The sequence below is a fragment of the Bradyrhizobium sp. Cp5.3 genome, from assembly GCF_000426265.1.
GTDB lineage: Bacteria > Pseudomonadota > Alphaproteobacteria > Rhizobiales > Xanthobacteraceae > Bradyrhizobium > Bradyrhizobium neotropicale.
The window spans coordinates 1-14,816 of the sequence record NZ_AUFA01000059.1 but is presented as its reverse complement, the minus strand read 5'-3'; the positions used below and the strand labels follow the sequence as shown (position 1 = coordinate 14,816).

The window sequence follows — 14,816 nt, the reverse complement described above, 5'->3', positions numbered from 1 at the left end:
TGCCGCTCGGCGGTTGCATGCAGGCAACCCTTTCGCCATCGACCGATGCGAGCATGACGCCGCGCGACCGGCAATTGCTGGCGCATACACCCTACGCGCAGGCGAGTGTGCCGGAGCAGTATCTCCGCCACATCGTCGACTATTCGCGCAAGGAGCAGCCCGGCACGATCCTGGTCGATACCGATGCGCGCTACCTCTACTACGTGCTGCCTGACGGCAAGGCGATCCGTTACGGTGTCGCGGTCGGAGAGGAAGCCATGGCCTTTTCCGGCGTGGCGCGGGTCGGCAAGATGGCGGAGTGGCCGGACTGGATTCCGACTCCGGAAATCCAGGCGCGGCTCGGTCCGTATCCGCCGCGCGTTGCCGGCGGTCCCGCCAATCCGCTCGGCGCGCGGGCGCTCTATCTCTATGCCGGCAACAAGGACACGCTCTACCGCATCCATGGCACGAACCAGCCCGAATATATCGGGCAGGCGATCTCATCCGGTTGCATTCGCATGCGCAATGAGGACGTGATCGATCTGTTCGATCGAGTGAAGCTCGGGTCAACTGTGGTTGTGCTGCCGCCCGGGCAGAATGCGCGAGCCGGGACCGGAGCGAACTGGCGCGGGTGAGGGGCCGCCCCTTTGCGTGCATCACATCGCGCGGGCGATGGGCCGGCGCCGCGCGCGGCATTACGTGGCGATCGGAGCTGCGATCGCGTTCGCCTGCGTGCTGCTGCTTGCGTTCGTGGTGCCGCTCCTCACCGTCCTGCTGGTGCCGGCTGCGTTCTGTGGAGCCGTGATGGGCGCACTCTACGGGCGCTTCGCCGGCATCGAGCCGTTGCCGTTGCCTGAGGTCGTGATCGCGACCGATCCCAAGACGCTCGTCGGCGCCGATAATCCGTCGCGACATCAGCACGGCGTGATCCTCAGCAACTGAGTGCCGAGGCTTATTCCTCGGGGCGCGCGATGCGCCACTGCAGGGTGGTGGCATTGCCGTTGGCTTCGCCCGGAGCCTTGTCGGCAGGCGAGGTGTAGAGCGGGCGATAGCGATAGGCCCACATCTTGCTGCCGTCGTTGCGGCTGATCACGGTGAAGTCGCCGACCGCCTTGGCATCTGTGGGCGCGGCCAGCGGCGTCCAGCTCTCGGTGCACTTGCCGTTGCAGTTCGACGACTTGCCGCTTGTGTCGCGCTCGTAATAGTAGAGCGTCATGCCTTTGACGTCGACGAGCTTGGGGCCCTGCTTGGTCAGGACGACGCGAGCAGGCGCGGTCGTGGCCTCGGGCTTCGGCGGCGGAGGGGCATCGCCGCCGCCATGTCCGTTCGCCAGCGTATGGCCGGTCGAAAGTGCGATCGCCGCAGCGGCAATGACGAGCCTGAACATCCGAAACCCCTGGTCAGCAAAGTTAATTGCGCGTTAAGCGTCGAATGACGCCGACGGTAGCAGCCGAAGGTTAGTTCCTGGTTTCGCGGCATTGCGACAAATACCGGCAGAAATACGGATCATGCCTACACGTCGCGCAGCGGCGCGCGGCTGAGCTCGTTTCCTGCGGTGATGGCCTTGCGCAACAGCCGCATCAGCTCCTCGCCCTCCTTGGCGGTGAGACCGCGCAGCATGATGTGCTGCGCGGATTCGACTGCCGGTGTGATCCTGCGCAGCGTGCGGCGGCCCTCGTCGGTGATCTCGAGCTCGCGGGCCCGGCGGTCGCGACTGGAGGCGTGGCGCTCGGCAAGACCCTTCTGCACGAGGCGATCGATCACGCCGGTGATCGTGGTGCGGTCATAGGCGATGAGGCCAGCAAGCGTCACCTGATCGAGCCCGGGATTGGACTTGATGGTCGCGAGCGCCGCGTACTGCACCGGCGTGAGATCGAAACCGGCTTCCTCGACCTCGGCCAGGAATACCGCCACCGCGATTTGCTGGAACCGGCGTGCCAGATGCCCGGGCATGTCGTTGTTGTCTTTCACCGAATTCTCCTCGACGCCGGGAAGGGGCGGATCATTGACAAGTATACTGATAGTCAGCATACTGAGCAATATCCAAACAGAACGTGACCAGGGAGACGTGCGCATGCAATTCCATCTCAATGGATTCAGGCCGGGCGACCCTGAAATCGCCGATCCCGCCGAACGCATTCAGGCCTCGGGCGCGGCAGGAGCCGTTCCGGCAGAGGTCGACGTGCTCATCGTCGGCTGCGGTCCGGCCGGCCTGACGCTCGCCGCGCAGCTTGCCCAGTTCCCCGACATCAAGACCTGCATCGTCGAGCAGAAGCCGGGCCGGCTGCTGGTCGGCCAGGCCGACGGCATCGCCTGTCGCACCATGGAGATGTTCCACGCCTACGGCTTCAGCGAACGCGTGCTAAAGGAAGCCTATTGGGTCAACGAGACGACGTTCTGGAAGCCGGACGCGAAGGCCATCGTCCGTAGCGGCAGGGTGCAGGACGTCGAGGACGGGCTGTCGGAATTCCCGCATGTCATCCTCAACCAGGCGCGCATCCATGACGGTTTTCTCGACGTCATGCGCAAATCACAGGCGAAGCTCGAGCCCTATTACAATCGGCGTCTGCTCGACCTCCAGGTTGATCCCGCCGCCGGTGCCGCCGACCGCGCGGTGACCGTTCGTCTCGAGCGGCTCGATTCCGACAACGAGGGCAAGATCGAGACGATCAGGGCGCGCTATGTCGTCGGGTGCGACGGTGCGCGCAGCACGGTGCGCAAGTCGATCGGCCGCGATCTGCATGGCGATTCCGCCAACCACGCCTGGGGCGTCATGGACGTCCTGGCGGTGACCGATTTTCCGGACATCCGCTTCAAGGCGCTGATCCAGTCGGCCAAGGATGGCAGTCTTCTCATCATTCCCAGGGAAGGCGGCTACATGGTCCGCATCTATGTCGAACTCGCCAAGCTCGATGTCGGCGAACGCGTCGCCAACCGCAACATCACCGCCGATGACGTGATCGCCAAGGCGCAGCGGATCCTCAATCCGCACAAGCTCGAGGTGAAGGAGATTGCCTGGTGGTCGGTCTACGAGATCGGCCAGCGCCTGACCGACAAGTTCGACGACGTGCCGGAGGATGAGGTCACGACGCGTCTGCCGCGTGTCTTCATCGCCGGCGATGCCTGCCATACCCACAGCCCGAAGGCGGGGCAGGGCATGAACGTGTCGATGCAGGACGCCTTCAATCTCGGCTGGAAGCTCGCGGCCGTCATCCGGAAGCAGTGCGCGCCAAGCCTGCTGCATTCCTATTCGGCCGAACGCCAGGCCGTTGCGAAAGAGCTGATCGACTTCGATCGTGAATGGGCAGGGATTCTCGCCTCGGCAGCCAAGGCTGGCGGGGCCGATGCGGAGAAGACGCAGGACTATTTCGTGAGGCACGGCCGCTACACGGCGGGCACGGCGACGCATTACGGTTCGTCGATCCTCACTGGCGCAGCGTCCCGTCAGCATCTCGCGGAAGGTCTCGTCATCGGCAAGCGCTTCCATTCCGCGCCGGTGATCCGGCTTGGCGATGCCAAACCGGTGCATCTCGGCCACGCCGCGCAGGCGGATGGCCGCTTTCGCATCTATGCGTTCTCGCGCGCTGAAGATCCGGCCGCGGCTGGATCCGGGATTCGCGCCTTGTGCAACTTCCTCACTGAGGACCGGACATCGCCAATCCGGAAATATACGCCAGTGGGTGCCGACATCGATGCCGTGATCGATCTGCGCGCGGTGTTCCAGCAGGATCATCGCGAACTCGCTATCGAAGCGATGCCGGCATTGCTGCTCCCGCGCAAAGGCCGCTATGGACTGATCGACTACGAGAAGATGTTCTGTCCCGACCTCAACAGCGGCCATGATATTTTTGCGATGCGCGGCATCGATCGCAAGGCGGGCTGCATGGTCGTGGTGCGGCCGGACCAGTATGTCGCGCATGTGCTGCCGCTCGACGGCTTTGCCGAGCTTGCGTCGTTCTTCGACGCCTTCATGTTGCAAGCGCACTGACGGTCACGTCGCTGTCATTCGCTTCACCGATGAACGGCGGATGAATATCGAACTCGACGCGTGGACGCGCATGCCCGCGCCTCAGTATTTTTGAAGGATGCGGCGACAGCGGGCGGAACGCTCGTTCCGCTCGGGCGTTCCGACCTGCATAGGAGGAACACGTCATGAGATTCAAGAGTGTCTTGCTTGCCGCATTGCTGCTCGCGCCGACGGCCGCACTGGCCGCGCCGGGCATCATCACCGTCTCGACGGGCTTACGAGCCGGGCCGGGATCGGGCTTTCCCCTGGTCGATCGCGTCCCCGGAGGCGCCCGCGTCAACATCCATGGTTGCCTGAGGGGCAATGCCTGGTGCGACGTGAGCTTCTCTGACGATCGCGGTTGGGTATCGTCGCAATATCTCGAATATCTCTACCGCAATCACTACGTCTATCTGCCCGACTTTGCCGACGAGATCGACGTGCCTGTCGTTCCCTTCGTGCTGAGCTCGTACTGGTCGAACTATTACGAGGGGCGGCCCTGGTATCGTCGCCACGCCTACTGGGATAACTATTGGACCTCGCATGAGCGCTTCGCGACGCAGATGACGCCTGATCCGCGCGCGGCCCGCATCGGTCGTGCGGCGACGCGCGACGCCGCGATCGCGCTCGGACGCACCGGCGCAGATGTCAGAGGCAATGCCGCGATCTCCGGTCGCGACTCGGCCATGGCACGACGTGACGCCGCGACCGCGCGAACCGGCGCCGCGATTGCGAACGATCGCACCCGCGTCGGCCCGAGCGAGCGTTTCGCTCACGAGCGAGCGACCGTGCAGAGCCGCAATCCGCGCGATGCGCAGGCGCGCATGACGACGCGTGAGCAGACGCGCATCAACGCGCACGAGCAGGCTGCGGGTCGTGCTGCTGCTCGCGTACAGCCGACGGCGCGTGCCCATGAAGCTCCGCGTGTGTCGGCGGCGCCTGCCGCCCGCCCTGCGCCGCATATGGCACAGCCCAATGTGAGCCACGGCTCGCCGGCGAACGCCCATGCGCAGATGCCGGCGCCGCGCGCGGCGGCGCCCGCCGCGCCGCATGTCGGCGGTGGTGGTGCCCCGCATATCAACGCCGCACCGCATGGCGGCGGCGCGCCGGCCGGCGGCCCCGGTGGCCATCAGAAGCAGCAATAGTTATTCGGAAAAGCCCGGCCCTCGCGCCGGGCTTTTTTCTTGGCTTAGCTTGACGCGAGGCTCGTACAATTTGAGACAGTTCTTCGCGGGCAGATTTCATCGATCGAAAGAGTTCTACCGAAAGATGTAGCCATCCACTCGGGGCAGGCGGGGCACGGGAGGATGACGATGAGACAGAGTCAGGCGGAGACGCGCCGCCAAAATGTCGCGAAGCGCTCGATGGCCAAAGAGGCCAAGCAACTGACCGGCCTGATCGCAGGACTGCGCAAATCGCTCGAAGGCATCCAAAAGCAGCGGGCCGACACAAAGCTGTCGGGCGCCGAGATCGGCCTTCTCGATGAGCGGCGCAACAATCTCTTGCTCACGATCGCAGCGCTGGACGATCGCCTGTCGGCCGTGCAGGGTCTGATCGATCTCGGCCGTCCGCACATCATCCGCGTACATTGAGCCGAGCCGGCTGCGCACGCGATCAGGCCCGTCGCGGTTGCGGCGGGATTAGGCTCGGCCGGCGGCTCTACAGCGGACAGGGATTGGCGTAGTTCGGCCGGAACCGGCGTCGGTCCACAATGCTGCCCTGGACGGCACCAAATTGCCACATGTCCGGCGAATTGCCGCCAAAGCCCGCTGCCACGACGGGCGGCGGTGCAGGGTAACGCAAGGGGATGGGCATTGGCCTACAAAATGGTCGCAGAACGCGACAACGAGAAGTACAGTTTCGCGCGCGAGAGCCGGTTGCTCATCGTTGCGAAGGCGAGGGTGTGGGCGAGCGAAGGGTGGCGGGTCGTCATCACCGATCAGGACGGCAAGGCGTATGCGCCGACCGAATTCGATCAGCTGCTGGCGGCATGACCGCGCGACGGGGTTAGGGGACGACGTTGACAACGCTATTTCGACCGGGGCGCGATCTCATCGCGCCTCTCGTGACTCTTGCGGCCGCCGCCGTGCTGACGGCGACCGTGGCGTTTGCGCAGAACCTCGACGCCGGCAAACCGCCGGCGAAGCTCTTCGCCGACGGCTGCGCGACCTGCCATCGCAGCCCTCGCGGACTTGCGAAGGGCCGCTTCAGCCTGACGCTCACCTGGTTCCTGAAGGATCACTACGCGACCAGCTCCGACTCCGCCAAGGCGCTCGCCTCGTATCTTGAATCCATGGATACCCCTCCGCGCGCGGCGGCCAAGCCCGGCGCGCGCTCGTCGCGCTCCGCGCCGCGTCCGCCGCGACCGGTCCAAGGCCAATAGCCGTATTTCTGGGTCGCGTGCCGTCGCAGGCGGGCTACGCGCGCCGATGGGTCTGCGCGAGCAACCGGCCGTGCACGGCGCGCAAGTCGGCACGCATGCGGGTCTGTCCCGTGGTGACGTAGGACAGCCAGGCGCCGTCGGCGGCGAGGCGCACGACATGAAGTTCGGGCGCGCCATCGGTCGAGCGATGACGCTTCAGACGCGCCTTCATCCAGTCGTTCCAGAGCCGGCGCAGCGGCGGATCGGTGACGACGACCATGCTGAGCGCGGCCCAGGGAGTATCGAAGCCGAACGCCTTGCCGGTGAACACCGCATTGACGTAAGCGCGCGTGAAGCTGCCGCGCGGCTTCGGATCCGCTGCGATGGCCGCGTCGATCTCGGCATCGACGCGGGCCTGGAGGTCGGCGAACAGACCCTCGATCAGCGCCTGCTTGCTCGAAAAATGATGAAACAGGCCGCCCTTGGTCACGCCGGCTGCTGCCGCCACCGCCTGCACCGTGACGCCGGATACGCCATGGTCCATGGCGATGGCCGCCGCGCAGTCGAGCAGGGCGCGCCGCACTTGCTCCGGCTGCTTGGCGCGGGTGTAGGCGCTGCCCGGCATCAGTGCACCGTCGTCTCCGAGAACAGGTTGATGATCACGACCCCGGACACGATCAACCCGATGCCGACGAAGGCCGCCGCATCCAGCATCTGGCGAAACAGGACGAAGGAGACCGTGGCCGTCAGGATGATGCCGACGCCGCCCCAGATCGCATAGGCGATGCTCAACGGAATGACCCGGATCGCCACCGACAGCGCGTAGAACGAGGCGACATAGAACAGCACCATCGCCAGCGTCGGCCACGGGCGGGTGAACTGCGCGGATTGCTGCAGGAAGGCGGAGGCCGTCACCTCGAAGATGATGGCGAGGGCGAGCGCTGCGTAGGCATTGAAGGCGGAAGTCATGACCGGCTCGGGAGTTTTGCAAAAAAGATACCGCGCGGTAGGTATGTTTAGGGCGCGGCGTTTGCCAGGCTGGCTGCGTCAGGGCTCATATCACGTGTGAGTGACGCCCCCGCGACAAGTCATGCACGGAGGACCCGCCGCCTGATGGCCGAATCATGCGACGGTTCCTCTGTATGCCGGCAGTGACGCGGCGTCAGTTGATCCGCACCGATAGCTCGACGTCCTCGGCAAAGGGCGTCGACATGTAGCCGCTCGTGGGCGCGCGCACCCGCGCCAAATAGTCGGGACTGAAGTCGGCGTTGTCGGCGACGATGATGGCGCCCGGCCTGAGGCGGCTTTCGACCAGATCGAGGATATCCGGATAGAGCGCCTTGGCGCCGTCGAGCAGCACGAGATCGATCGGATCGGGCAGATCGACGCTGAGCGTCTTCAGCGCATCGCCCTCGCGGATCTCGACGAGGTCGATCAAGCCGCCGGCCGTGAGATTCTCCCGCGCCCGCGCCGTCTTGGATGGCTCGAACTCGCTGGTGATGAGGCGACCGCCGCCATTGTCCCGCAGCGCTGCGGCAAGGTGCAGGGTCGAGATGCCAAACGAGGTCCCGAACTCGACGATCGTCCTGGCGCGGGCGCTGCGCGTCAGCATGTAGAGCAGTGCGCCGGTCTCGCGCGAGACCGCGAGCGGGGCGTCTTTCAGCCGTCCGTAGAGGTCGCGGTAACCGGTCTTGCTTCGCATCATCCGCGCCCGTTCGGCGTCGGACAAGTCGGCGACGGCGGCTTCCGTTGCGGCCTCCGTCGCCTCGGCTTCGCCGAACAGGCGATCCAGCAGCGGCGCGAGCGGCGTGGTGGTCAGGGTGGTCATTGCAGGTCTCCGAGGTGGCGGTGAAGCGCGTGCTTGCGCTGGTGTCGAAATACGACTAATTCGTCGCATTCGCTATTCGCATTGCCTGAGCGCATCATGGCCGATCGTCGAAATCGTTCAATTTCCTCACGAAAACAGCCGCAGCAGGCCCGCTCGGCCGGGCTGGTGGCGGCCATTTTGGATGCGGCTGTTCAGGTTCTTTCGAAGGAGGGCGCGCAGCGTTTCACCACGGCGCGGGTGGCGGAGAAGGCCGGGGTGAGCGTCGGATCGCTCTATCAGTATTTTCCGAACAAGGCGGCGATCTTGTTTCGCCTGCAGAGCGACGAGTGGCAGCGGACGAGCGAGCTGCTGCGCGGTATCCTTGCGGACGGCACGAAGCCGCCGCCCGCGCGGCTGCGTGCGCTGGTCCGCGCCTTCTTCCGCTCGGAGTGCGAGGAGGCCGCGATCCGCGTCGCGCTCAACGATGCCGCGCCGCTTTATCGCGACGCGCCGGAGGCGATAGACGCGCGAGCGGCGGGTGAGGGTATCGTCGCCGCCTTCATGCGCGAGGCGCTGCCAAAGGCGTCGGACGCGACACGCGTGCTCGCCGGCGAGCTGATCACGACGACGCTGAGCGAGGTCGGCAAGCGGTTTTCGGAGACGCCGCGCAGTGAGGCGGAGATCTCACGTTATGCCGATGGCATGGCCGACATGCTCTGCGCGTATCTCGGCGAGCTGTCGCGGCGTCGAGGTCATTCCTGACATCCGCGTTTGCGGCCCAATATCGTTTCAAATTCAGGCGGGTGATGGGGTAACCTCACGTCTCGTCCGTCCAACAGCCGAGCGCGGGCGCTGCGGCCGGGGCTTGGGTATGACGCCTCGTGATAGCCGGACCGCTTGCGCGACGGCGTGATTGACCTTACGGACCTCTCCATGCTCGTCATTTCCATCCAAAGCCAGGTGGTCCACGGTCACGTCGGCAACAGCGCAGCCGTCTATCCCATGCAGGCGGAAGGCGTGAACGTCGCCGCGGTGCCGACCACGCTGCTGTCGAACCATCCGCGCTATCCGAGCCTGCGCGGGCGCGTGCTCGAGGCGGAGCTCGTCGCCGACCTGCTCAAAGGCGTCGAGGAGCGGGGGCTGGTCGAGCAGGCCGCCGTGCTCGTCACCGGCTATCTGGGCTCGCCGGCCAACGCCGCCGTGATCGCCGATTTCGCCGAGCGCGCGCGACGGTCGAATCCGAAGCTCGTCTATCTCTGCGATCCCGTGATCGGGGATGACGGCCGCATCTACGTGGCCGACGGCATTTTGGACGTGCTCCGTCACCGGCTGCTGCCGGCCGCCACGCTCATCACGCCCAACCAGTTCGAGCTCGAGCTGCTCTCCGGTGTCAAGGTGACGGATGTGCAGAGTCTGCGCGCAGCGAGCGCGGCGATTGCCGCGCAGCGCCGGACCGACGTCGTCGCCACCGGTTGCGAGCTCACTGATACGGCCGCGGGGCAGCTCGAGACGATCCTCTGCGCGGATGGGCAAGTGTCGCGCTTTGCGACGCCGCGCCTGCCGATCCGCCCCTACGGCACCGGTGATCTCCTGACCGGCCTGATCGCGGCGCATCTTGCCAAGGGCGCGGCCCTTGAGGGCGCCGTTCGCCTTGCGGTCGAGACTGTGTTTGCCGTGCTCCAGCGCACGCAGGACGAGGGATCGGCAGAGATGCGCCTCGTTCCGCTGCCTGCGTCACGGCCGCGCGCTTAGGCGCGGCCGATCTCGGCTCAGATCGTGCGTCCCTTGGCCGCGCGCGCCGATTTCTGCGGCTTCGCCGGGCTGCGGTCACGCGCAGCGTGCTTCACCTTCGCCTTCGCTGCCACGTGCGCCTTCGCGTGCGAGGCGACCTGACGCTCGCCGGTGCCGCGTCGCGAGACGTATTCCTGGCCGTCGACGGGCCCGACATGCGGCGGATCGCGGTCGAGATAGGGGCGGCCGATGCCGAGCGCTTTGCCGTTGGCGTCGATCCACTTCCACAGCACCTCGGTCGAGACCCAGCGCTGCGCGCGATTGTCGCCCTTGGTGCTCACGACGTCGGCGGCGAGCCCATGACCATAGCCGCCGCGAAAACTGCCGCCGTGATAGGACCGGTCGGAGGCCGCCTTGAGGCCGCTGGCGATCGACTGACGATAGTCGTCGCGAAACGCGCTGGTGATGCCGGGCGACAGGCCAGCGGCTTCCGCCGCAAGCAGTGCACGAAACAGCTTCCGCTTGAAGCTGCGATCCATGCCGCCGATCACGTAGTCCATCATCGGCATGCCGGCGTGGCCGGCCGCCTTCGGATCCTTCCAGGCAAAATCCTCGTCGACGAGTTTTGTGAAGCTCCGCATCACAGTGATGGTCTTGCCCTTGCGCTTGACGCTGACGGCGCGGCGCTCCTCCACCTTGATCGAATCCTCCTTGGGCGTGCGCTGATAGAGCGCCCACAGATAGCGATCGATGCAGGCGTCGACGACGAAGCATTCGTCGAGGACCGCGACGGTATCGGCGGGAGGCGTTGCCTTGCTCTCGCTGGGCGCCTTGGCGCTGACGATCGCCGCCGGCGATAGCGGCGCGCCGTCCGGCACGATCTCGCTGGCGTCGGCGGAGGCGAGTTTGATGGCAGGTGTCTCGGTTGCCGGGGTTTCGGTTGCCGCGACCTCGCTGCTCGCTTGAGCTGGGATGTCTGCAACTGCAGGCGGCGGCGCTTCCGCCGGCAGGATCTGCGCCGGATCGGCCGAGGCCAGCTTCGCAGTCGGCTCGGGGGTATTGGGCGTGGCCGCTGTCTCCGCTGCCGCGGTTTCTGTGCTGGGCTGTGGAGGCAGGATGACTGCAACGTCGGCGCTCGCGATGGCGGCGTCGTCAGTCACTGCGGCGCGTGGAACGTCGGCGCGGTCGATGTTGGCGGCGAAAGATTTTGCCTTGATTTCGGCGGCAGCGTTGGCGCCGCTGTTCTCGATGAGGGCGGGGTCGTGGGCGGACAGGGAGAGCGCCAGCCAGCCCATGACTACGGCCGATGGGCACGACACCGCCACCAGGAGAGATCGCCGATCGTTCATGATCCCAGCCTCCAAAGGCTCGATCCGAGCCTGCTTGCACAGCTAGCCACGCGGCACGTTGATTGTTCGGGGTCAGATGTGGCGGCGCAATGGCGCAGTTGAGGTAGGGCGGTCGTTTTCCGCAAAACTGTGCCCGCGAGGCAACGATCGGGAACTTTTGGCAATCGGGTCCGCCGGCGGATTTCCGCCAGACGTGATCTGCAAAAACTGCATTGTTGCAATGCAACATGTTGGCTGGTGCGGTGCAGCAACGCTGACTATTTCGGGTTCTCATGCACTACCCAGGAGAATCGGTGTGAAGAGAATTTCGTTTACCATTGCAGCCGTCGCCGCCCTGTCGCTGGCCGGCGTCACGGCCGGTTTTGCCACGGAACTGCCGACCTATCAGGCGGCCGGGCTGCCGATCTCGCCGGCTCAGGTCGCGGTGCTGGGCGGCTCCCATGTCGACGGGCAGGTGCTGGCCTCGACCAATGCCACGCCGCACCAGCTGAAGGTTCTGACGCCGCGGAAGGTGTCGACTGCCGCCGCCGTGCCGGGCCAGACCGAAGGCCGCGCGCGCTGAGCTCAGGCTCTTTCGAACTGCAGGAAGCCCGCGACTTCGTCGCGGGCTTTTTATTTTGGTTTGCTGTTTTGGCGTGGCCGAAGGCCGTTTCGCGTCAAATTAAGCGGTCCGCATTTACTCAATCTTTGATTGCGATCTGGCAATTCTCCCATGTCGGCAACCTCCGGCTGAAATGGGAAGATCATGAAAGTGAAAAGCGTCATCGTCAAATTCATCGCCGATGAATCCGGCGCCACCGCCATCGAGTATGGCCTGATCGCCGCCGGCATCGCCCTCGCCATCATCGAGGTGATCTATGCCCTCGGCATCAACCTCGTTGCCAAGCTCACCTCGCTCGCGACGGCGTTGAAATAGAAGCTGGTGTTGGATCCGTCATCCTGAGGCGTGAGGCTTGCGATGCGAACGCATCACAAGCCGCGCCTCGAAGGATGAATTGAACCACCTTTGCCGCTCGACCGACTACGACATCAGCAGCGGCTGGGCTGCGCGCCAAGGAGCGGACGTATGCGCATTGATGCACTGACTGAGAATTCTACAGCGTACAAGTTCGCGTGAGCGCTTCCCGTCATGTACGCCCGTTCATAACAGCGGCCTGCTCTTTAACGCTTTGTTTTGAGGGGCGCGCGCCTGATATCGAGGCCGCATCTTGAGCGGCCAATTTTGAATTCATAATGGAGACCGTCATGTCCGTTGCGCAGAAAGCAGTTGTCGCTACCGCGTCCCCGCGCGCATTCCTCCTCAAGCAGGTCGCGCTGTTCGCCGGCGCCGTGCTGTTCGTGTTCGTGCTGAGCTTGACGTATGGGCTCGACCTCAGCCCCGGGTTTTTCTGAACGGTCCCGCCTCCGGTGTAGTGCGTAGGGTGGGTTAGCCGAAGGCGTAACCCACCGCGTCTTGCGCGGCGACAAAAGTGGTGGGTTACGCAGGCGGACTGCGCTTCGCGCAGCCGCAGGGCTAACCCACCCTACGAGTACGTGCCACGCGCAGGCTCGACGGCGGGCGGCCATAGAGCTCGACGAAAGCGGCGTTGAAGCGGCGGAGGCTGCCGAAGCCGGCGTGGAACGCGATCTCCGTCATGCTGTGATCGCTGCTGTTCAGAAGGCGCTTGGCGCGCTGGACGCGGAGCGTCTTCGCAAGCTGTTGCGGACTTGCGCCGACATGCTGCTCGAACAGCCGTGCGAGATGGCGCGAGGAGATGCCGAGGCGTTCCGCCAGCGCCACCACCGAGTCCTCGTCGAGAGCGCCGTCATTGATCAGCCGCACCGCCCGCGCGACCGTCGAGCGCGTGCCATTCCAGGCCGGACAGAACGGCGCGGTCTCGGGGCGGCAGCGCAGGCAGGGCCGGAAACCGGCGGCCTCGGCCGCGGCCGCCGTCGGATAATAGTCAACGTTGCGCGTCAGCGGCTGCTTGGCCGGGCAGACCGGGCGGCAATAGATGCCAGTGGTCTTCACCGCTGTAAAGAAGCGGCCGTCGTAGCGGGGATCCCGGCGCAGGCGCGCGGCGTTGCAGACCTCGAAGCTCAACATGGCCAGATGATAGCGCAAGTCTCACTGCCGGGAAGCAGGGGCAGATGACCGAGTCCGATTGTGGCGAGCGGGAACGCGCATGACAGCCTAGAAGGCCGGCCTCATGTCAATGCAAGACCGAGGAGTTCGTCATGGCCGGCGCGTCGAAGGACATCGTGCTGAACGCCTGGAAGACCTTTTCATCGCGCGATGCCGACCGCATCGCGGCGCTGTTCACCGAAGATGCTGAATGGATCGCGCCGAAGGGCAACGCCACCGCGGTCGCGCTCGATCACACCGACCACATGGTTGGGCCGCAGCAGATCGCGCGCTTCATCGCGTACGAGATGCACCGGATGTTTGCGAATGTCGATATCGCGTTTCGCGGCATCTACGCCGACGGCGATGTCGTGATCGTGGAGGAGCGCATGCGCGCCACGCTTCCCAGCGGAGCTCCTTACGAGAACGACTATTGCTTCGTGTTCACCGTGGCCGGCGACCGCATCCGCGAGGTGCGGGAATACATGGACACGCGCAAGGGCTGGCGGATGGTGTTCGGGGAGGGGGCTTGAGGGGCGAAGTGGATCCGTAGGGTGGGCCATCCTAGGATGCTACGCCTTCTTCACGAACTCCGATTTCAGGTTCATCGCGCCGATGCCGTCGATCTTGCAGGCGATGTTGTGCCCGTCGGTCGCGTCCTGCAGGCGGATGTTCCGGACCTTGGTGCCGCCTTTGACGACCGACGACGACCCCTTGATCTTGAGGTCCTTGACCACGATCACGCTGTCGCCATCGGCAAGCAGATTGCCGTGGGCATCACGCACGCCCGTCTCATGCGAGGCGTCTGGTGCCGCATCCGCCGCAGCGCTCCATTCATGGCCGCATTCCGGGCAGACCCAGAGATCGCGATCCTGATAGGCGTGCTCGGAATTGCAGGTCGGGCATTTCATCGTGTCGTTCATAGCTCACCTCGTCGCCCGTCCAGGGCGCGCCGCACCGTAGGTTCGTATCCGGGTAAATCAAGCAAAACTTCCGGCCGCGATTATTGTTGTTCGGGGCGGCAATTACTTCTGAGGCAGGCAGCCGATAGCCCGGATGGAGCGAAGCGAAATCCGGGGGCAAAGCGGACGCCGTAGTCCCCGCGAGCTCCCATCATCGTGACGCAGCAATCGGCTGCTACGGGTTGTATGTCGCCCTCCCGGGCATACCTAACGGGAAGCGGATTTCCGCGCGGGGGATGTCCCGGGTTCTGTTGAATTTCTGAAGAGGTCGGCGTTGCCCACCTTGAGCCGGTAGGCTCGGGGTGCTGATTCCACAAAGGAGAGCAACGCCATGACGAGAGATATCACACCGGCTGGTTCGCCGGCGACTGGGGCTGTGGACGAAGCGTTTGCAGAAGTGCGGGCGAGCTTTGATCGGTTCTGCCTTGCGGCGGGGATCGAGGCGCTCGGCACGATGATGGAGGCGGATGTCACGGCGGCCTGCGGGCCGCGCCACGGTCGCGATGCGGCGCGGCG

General features: G+C 65.1%; 21 protein-coding genes and 1 pseudogene. 14 read left to right on the top strand and 8 right to left on the bottom strand.

Translation table 11 applies throughout. The features are described from left to right. Positions 1–17 precede the first annotated feature (17 nt). Entirely contained in the window at positions 18–614 is a 597-nt protein-coding gene (locus K289_RS0137230) for a L,D-transpeptidase (protein WP_198024854.1), read from the top strand. Between the two features lie 16 nt (positions 615–630). Continuing rightward, positions 631–921: a hypothetical protein gene (locus K289_RS0137225; protein ID WP_245284107.1), complete on the top strand. Its 291-nt coding sequence runs from the start codon at positions 631–633 to the stop codon at positions 919–921. A 10-nt stretch (positions 922–931) separates the two neighbouring features. Here the strand turns inward: K289_RS0137225 and K289_RS0137220 are convergent, their stop codons facing one another. Continuing rightward, a complete protein-coding gene (locus tag K289_RS0137220; protein ID WP_027556053.1) occupies positions 932–1,366 on the bottom strand; it encodes a hypothetical protein in 435 nt (144 codons plus the stop codon). 125 nt (positions 1,367–1,491) lie between these two features. Continuing rightward, positions 1,492–1,950, bottom strand: coding sequence for a MarR family winged helix-turn-helix transcriptional regulator (locus tag K289_RS0137215; protein ID WP_027556052.1), 459 nt, complete (start codon positions 1,948–1,950; stop codon positions 1,492–1,494). Between the two features lie 103 nt (positions 1,951–2,053). Here K289_RS0137215 and K289_RS0137210 point away from each other — a divergent pair, with 103 nt between their 5' ends. The 5 genes from K289_RS0137210 to K289_RS0137190 all read left to right on the top strand — a co-directional run bounded on the left by K289_RS0137210 (position 2,054) and on the right by K289_RS0137190 (position 6,368). Next, positions 2,054–3,967 carry an FAD-binding monooxygenase gene (locus tag K289_RS0137210; protein ID WP_027556051.1) on the top strand — a complete coding sequence of 638 codons (1,914 nt, stop codon included), beginning with the start codon at positions 2,054–2,056 and terminating at the stop codon, positions 3,965–3,967. A gap of 164 nt (positions 3,968–4,131) precedes the next feature. Beyond that, positions 4,132–5,130: an SH3 domain-containing protein gene (locus tag K289_RS0137205; RefSeq protein WP_027556050.1), complete on the top strand. Its 999-nt coding sequence runs from the start codon at positions 4,132–4,134 to the stop codon at positions 5,128–5,130. Positions 5,131–5,298: 168 nt separating this feature from the next. After that, positions 5,299–5,577 carry a hypothetical protein gene (locus K289_RS0137200; RefSeq protein ID WP_027556049.1) on the top strand — a complete coding sequence of 93 codons (279 nt, stop codon included), beginning with the start codon at positions 5,299–5,301 and terminating at the stop codon, positions 5,575–5,577. Between the two features lie 195 nt (positions 5,578–5,772). Continuing rightward, positions 5,773–5,979 carry a hypothetical protein gene (locus K289_RS0137195; protein ID WP_027556048.1) on the top strand — a complete coding sequence of 69 codons (207 nt, stop codon included), beginning with the start codon at positions 5,773–5,775 and terminating at the stop codon, positions 5,977–5,979. 26 nt (positions 5,980–6,005) lie between these two features. Further along, positions 6,006–6,368: a hypothetical protein gene (locus K289_RS0137190; protein WP_063614271.1), complete on the top strand. Its 363-nt coding sequence runs from the start codon at positions 6,006–6,008 to the stop codon at positions 6,366–6,368. A gap of 34 nt (positions 6,369–6,402) precedes the next feature. Here K289_RS0137190 and K289_RS0137185 read toward each other — a convergent pair whose 3' ends face one another. From K289_RS0137185 to K289_RS0137175, 3 genes are all read right to left on the bottom strand, one after another. Then, positions 6,403–6,972, bottom strand: a complete 570-nt coding sequence (locus K289_RS0137185; RefSeq protein WP_027556046.1) for a TetR family transcriptional regulator — start codon at positions 6,970–6,972, stop codon at positions 6,403–6,405. Next, positions 6,972–7,316, bottom strand: a complete 345-nt coding sequence (locus K289_RS0137180; protein WP_027556045.1) for a multidrug efflux SMR transporter — start codon at positions 7,314–7,316, stop codon at positions 6,972–6,974. The genes K289_RS0137185 and K289_RS0137180 overlap by 1 nt, the downstream gene beginning before the upstream one ends. Before the next feature lie 193 nt (positions 7,317–7,509). Then, positions 7,510–8,175, bottom strand: a complete 666-nt coding sequence (locus K289_RS0137175; protein ID WP_027556044.1) for an O-methyltransferase — start codon at positions 8,173–8,175, stop codon at positions 7,510–7,512. Positions 8,176–8,271: 96 nt separating this feature from the next. On the opposite strand from K289_RS0137175, the gene K289_RS0137170 reads away from it, so the two are divergent. Both K289_RS0137170 and pdxY read left to right on the top strand, forming a co-directional pair. After that, on the top strand, positions 8,272–8,916 hold the full coding sequence (locus K289_RS0137170; protein WP_027556043.1) for a TetR family transcriptional regulator: 645 nt from the start codon (positions 8,272–8,274) through the stop codon (positions 8,914–8,916). Positions 8,917–9,087: 171 nt separating this feature from the next. After that, positions 9,088–9,906, top strand: coding sequence for a pyridoxal kinase (pdxY, locus tag K289_RS0137165; protein WP_027556042.1), 819 nt, complete (start codon positions 9,088–9,090; stop codon positions 9,904–9,906). A gap of 17 nt (positions 9,907–9,923) precedes the next feature. Here the strand turns inward: pdxY and K289_RS0137160 are convergent, their stop codons facing one another. Then, complete coding sequence (locus K289_RS0137160) at positions 9,924–11,234, bottom strand: hypothetical protein (RefSeq protein ID WP_027556041.1); 1,311 nt, start codon at positions 11,232–11,234, stop codon at positions 9,924–9,926. A 295-nt stretch (positions 11,235–11,529) separates the two neighbouring features. Between K289_RS0137160 and K289_RS46595 the strand changes: the two genes are divergently transcribed. From K289_RS46595 to K289_RS51925, 3 genes are all read left to right on the top strand, one after another. After that, positions 11,530–11,796, top strand: coding sequence for a hypothetical protein (locus K289_RS46595; RefSeq protein ID WP_035687351.1), 267 nt, complete (start codon positions 11,530–11,532; stop codon positions 11,794–11,796). A 183-nt stretch (positions 11,797–11,979) separates the two neighbouring features. After that, a complete protein-coding gene (locus K289_RS0137150; RefSeq protein WP_035687348.1) occupies positions 11,980–12,150 on the top strand; it encodes a Flp family type IVb pilin in 171 nt (56 codons plus the stop codon). 329 nt (positions 12,151–12,479) lie between these two features. Then, positions 12,480–12,626 carry a hypothetical protein gene (locus tag K289_RS51925; protein WP_198024853.1) on the top strand — a complete coding sequence of 49 codons (147 nt, stop codon included), beginning with the start codon at positions 12,480–12,482 and terminating at the stop codon, positions 12,624–12,626. A 121-nt stretch (positions 12,627–12,747) separates the two neighbouring features. On the opposite strand, the gene K289_RS0137140 is transcribed toward K289_RS51925, so the two are convergent. Continuing rightward, positions 12,748–13,320 carry a bifunctional transcriptional activator/DNA repair enzyme AdaA gene (locus K289_RS0137140; protein ID WP_035687358.1) on the bottom strand — a complete coding sequence of 191 codons (573 nt, stop codon included), beginning with the start codon at positions 13,318–13,320 and terminating at the stop codon, positions 12,748–12,750. A 131-nt stretch (positions 13,321–13,451) separates the two neighbouring features. Between K289_RS0137140 and K289_RS0137135 the strand changes: the two genes are divergently transcribed. Continuing rightward, a complete protein-coding gene (locus K289_RS0137135; RefSeq protein WP_027556038.1) occupies positions 13,452–13,871 on the top strand; it encodes a nuclear transport factor 2 family protein in 420 nt (139 codons plus the stop codon). Between the two features lie 39 nt (positions 13,872–13,910). On the opposite strand, the gene K289_RS0137130 is transcribed toward K289_RS0137135, so the two are convergent. Continuing rightward, positions 13,911–14,261, bottom strand: coding sequence for a zinc ribbon domain-containing protein YjdM (locus tag K289_RS0137130; RefSeq protein ID WP_027556037.1), 351 nt, complete (start codon positions 14,259–14,261; stop codon positions 13,911–13,913). A 370-nt stretch (positions 14,262–14,631) separates the two neighbouring features. Between K289_RS0137130 and K289_RS49530 the strand changes: the two are divergent. After that, positions 14,632–14,816 (top strand): annotated as a pseudogene (locus K289_RS49530) (IS256 family transposase); the annotation flags it as partial.

Excerpts from the sequence above, each read along its gene's own strand:
- K289_RS0137175 (WP_027556044.1), bottom strand. The coding sequence starts at position 8,175 with ATGACCACCCTGACCACCACGCCGCTCGCGCCGCTGCTGGATCGCCTG.
- K289_RS0137205 (WP_027556050.1), top strand. The coding sequence starts at position 4,132 with ATGAGATTCAAGAGTGTCTTGCTTGCCGCATTGCTGCTCGCGCCGACG.
- K289_RS0137230 (WP_198024854.1), top strand. The coding sequence starts at position 18 with ATGCAGGCAACCCTTTCGCCATCGACCGATGCGAGCATGACGCCGCGC.
- K289_RS51925 (WP_198024853.1), top strand. The coding sequence starts at position 12,480 with ATGTCCGTTGCGCAGAAAGCAGTTGTCGCTACCGCGTCCCCGCGCGCA.
- K289_RS0137210 (WP_027556051.1), top strand. The coding sequence starts at position 2,054 with ATGCAATTCCATCTCAATGGATTCAGGCCGGGCGACCCTGAAATCGCC.
- K289_RS0137170 (WP_027556043.1), top strand. The coding sequence starts at position 8,272 with ATGGCCGATCGTCGAAATCGTTCAATTTCCTCACGAAAACAGCCGCAG.
- pdxY (WP_027556042.1), top strand. The coding sequence starts at position 9,088 with ATGCTCGTCATTTCCATCCAAAGCCAGGTGGTCCACGGTCACGTCGGC.
- K289_RS0137130 (WP_027556037.1), bottom strand. The coding sequence starts at position 14,261 with ATGAACGACACGATGAAATGCCCGACCTGCAATTCCGAGCACGCCTAT.
- K289_RS0137140 (WP_035687358.1), bottom strand. The coding sequence starts at position 13,320 with ATGTTGAGCTTCGAGGTCTGCAACGCCGCGCGCCTGCGCCGGGATCCC.
- K289_RS0137150 (WP_035687348.1), top strand. The coding sequence starts at position 11,980 with ATGAAAGTGAAAAGCGTCATCGTCAAATTCATCGCCGATGAATCCGGC.
- K289_RS0137220 (WP_027556053.1), bottom strand. The coding sequence starts at position 1,366 with ATGTTCAGGCTCGTCATTGCCGCTGCGGCGATCGCACTTTCGACCGGC.
- K289_RS0137135 (WP_027556038.1), top strand. The coding sequence starts at position 13,452 with ATGGCCGGCGCGTCGAAGGACATCGTGCTGAACGCCTGGAAGACCTTT.
- K289_RS0137200 (WP_027556049.1), top strand. The coding sequence starts at position 5,299 with ATGAGACAGAGTCAGGCGGAGACGCGCCGCCAAAATGTCGCGAAGCGC.
- K289_RS0137160 (WP_027556041.1), bottom strand. The coding sequence starts at position 11,234 with ATGAACGATCGGCGATCTCTCCTGGTGGCGGTGTCGTGCCCATCGGCC.
- K289_RS0137185 (WP_027556046.1), bottom strand. The coding sequence starts at position 6,972 with ATGCCGGGCAGCGCCTACACCCGCGCCAAGCAGCCGGAGCAAGTGCGG.
- K289_RS0137180 (WP_027556045.1), bottom strand. The coding sequence starts at position 7,316 with ATGACTTCCGCCTTCAATGCCTACGCAGCGCTCGCCCTCGCCATCATC.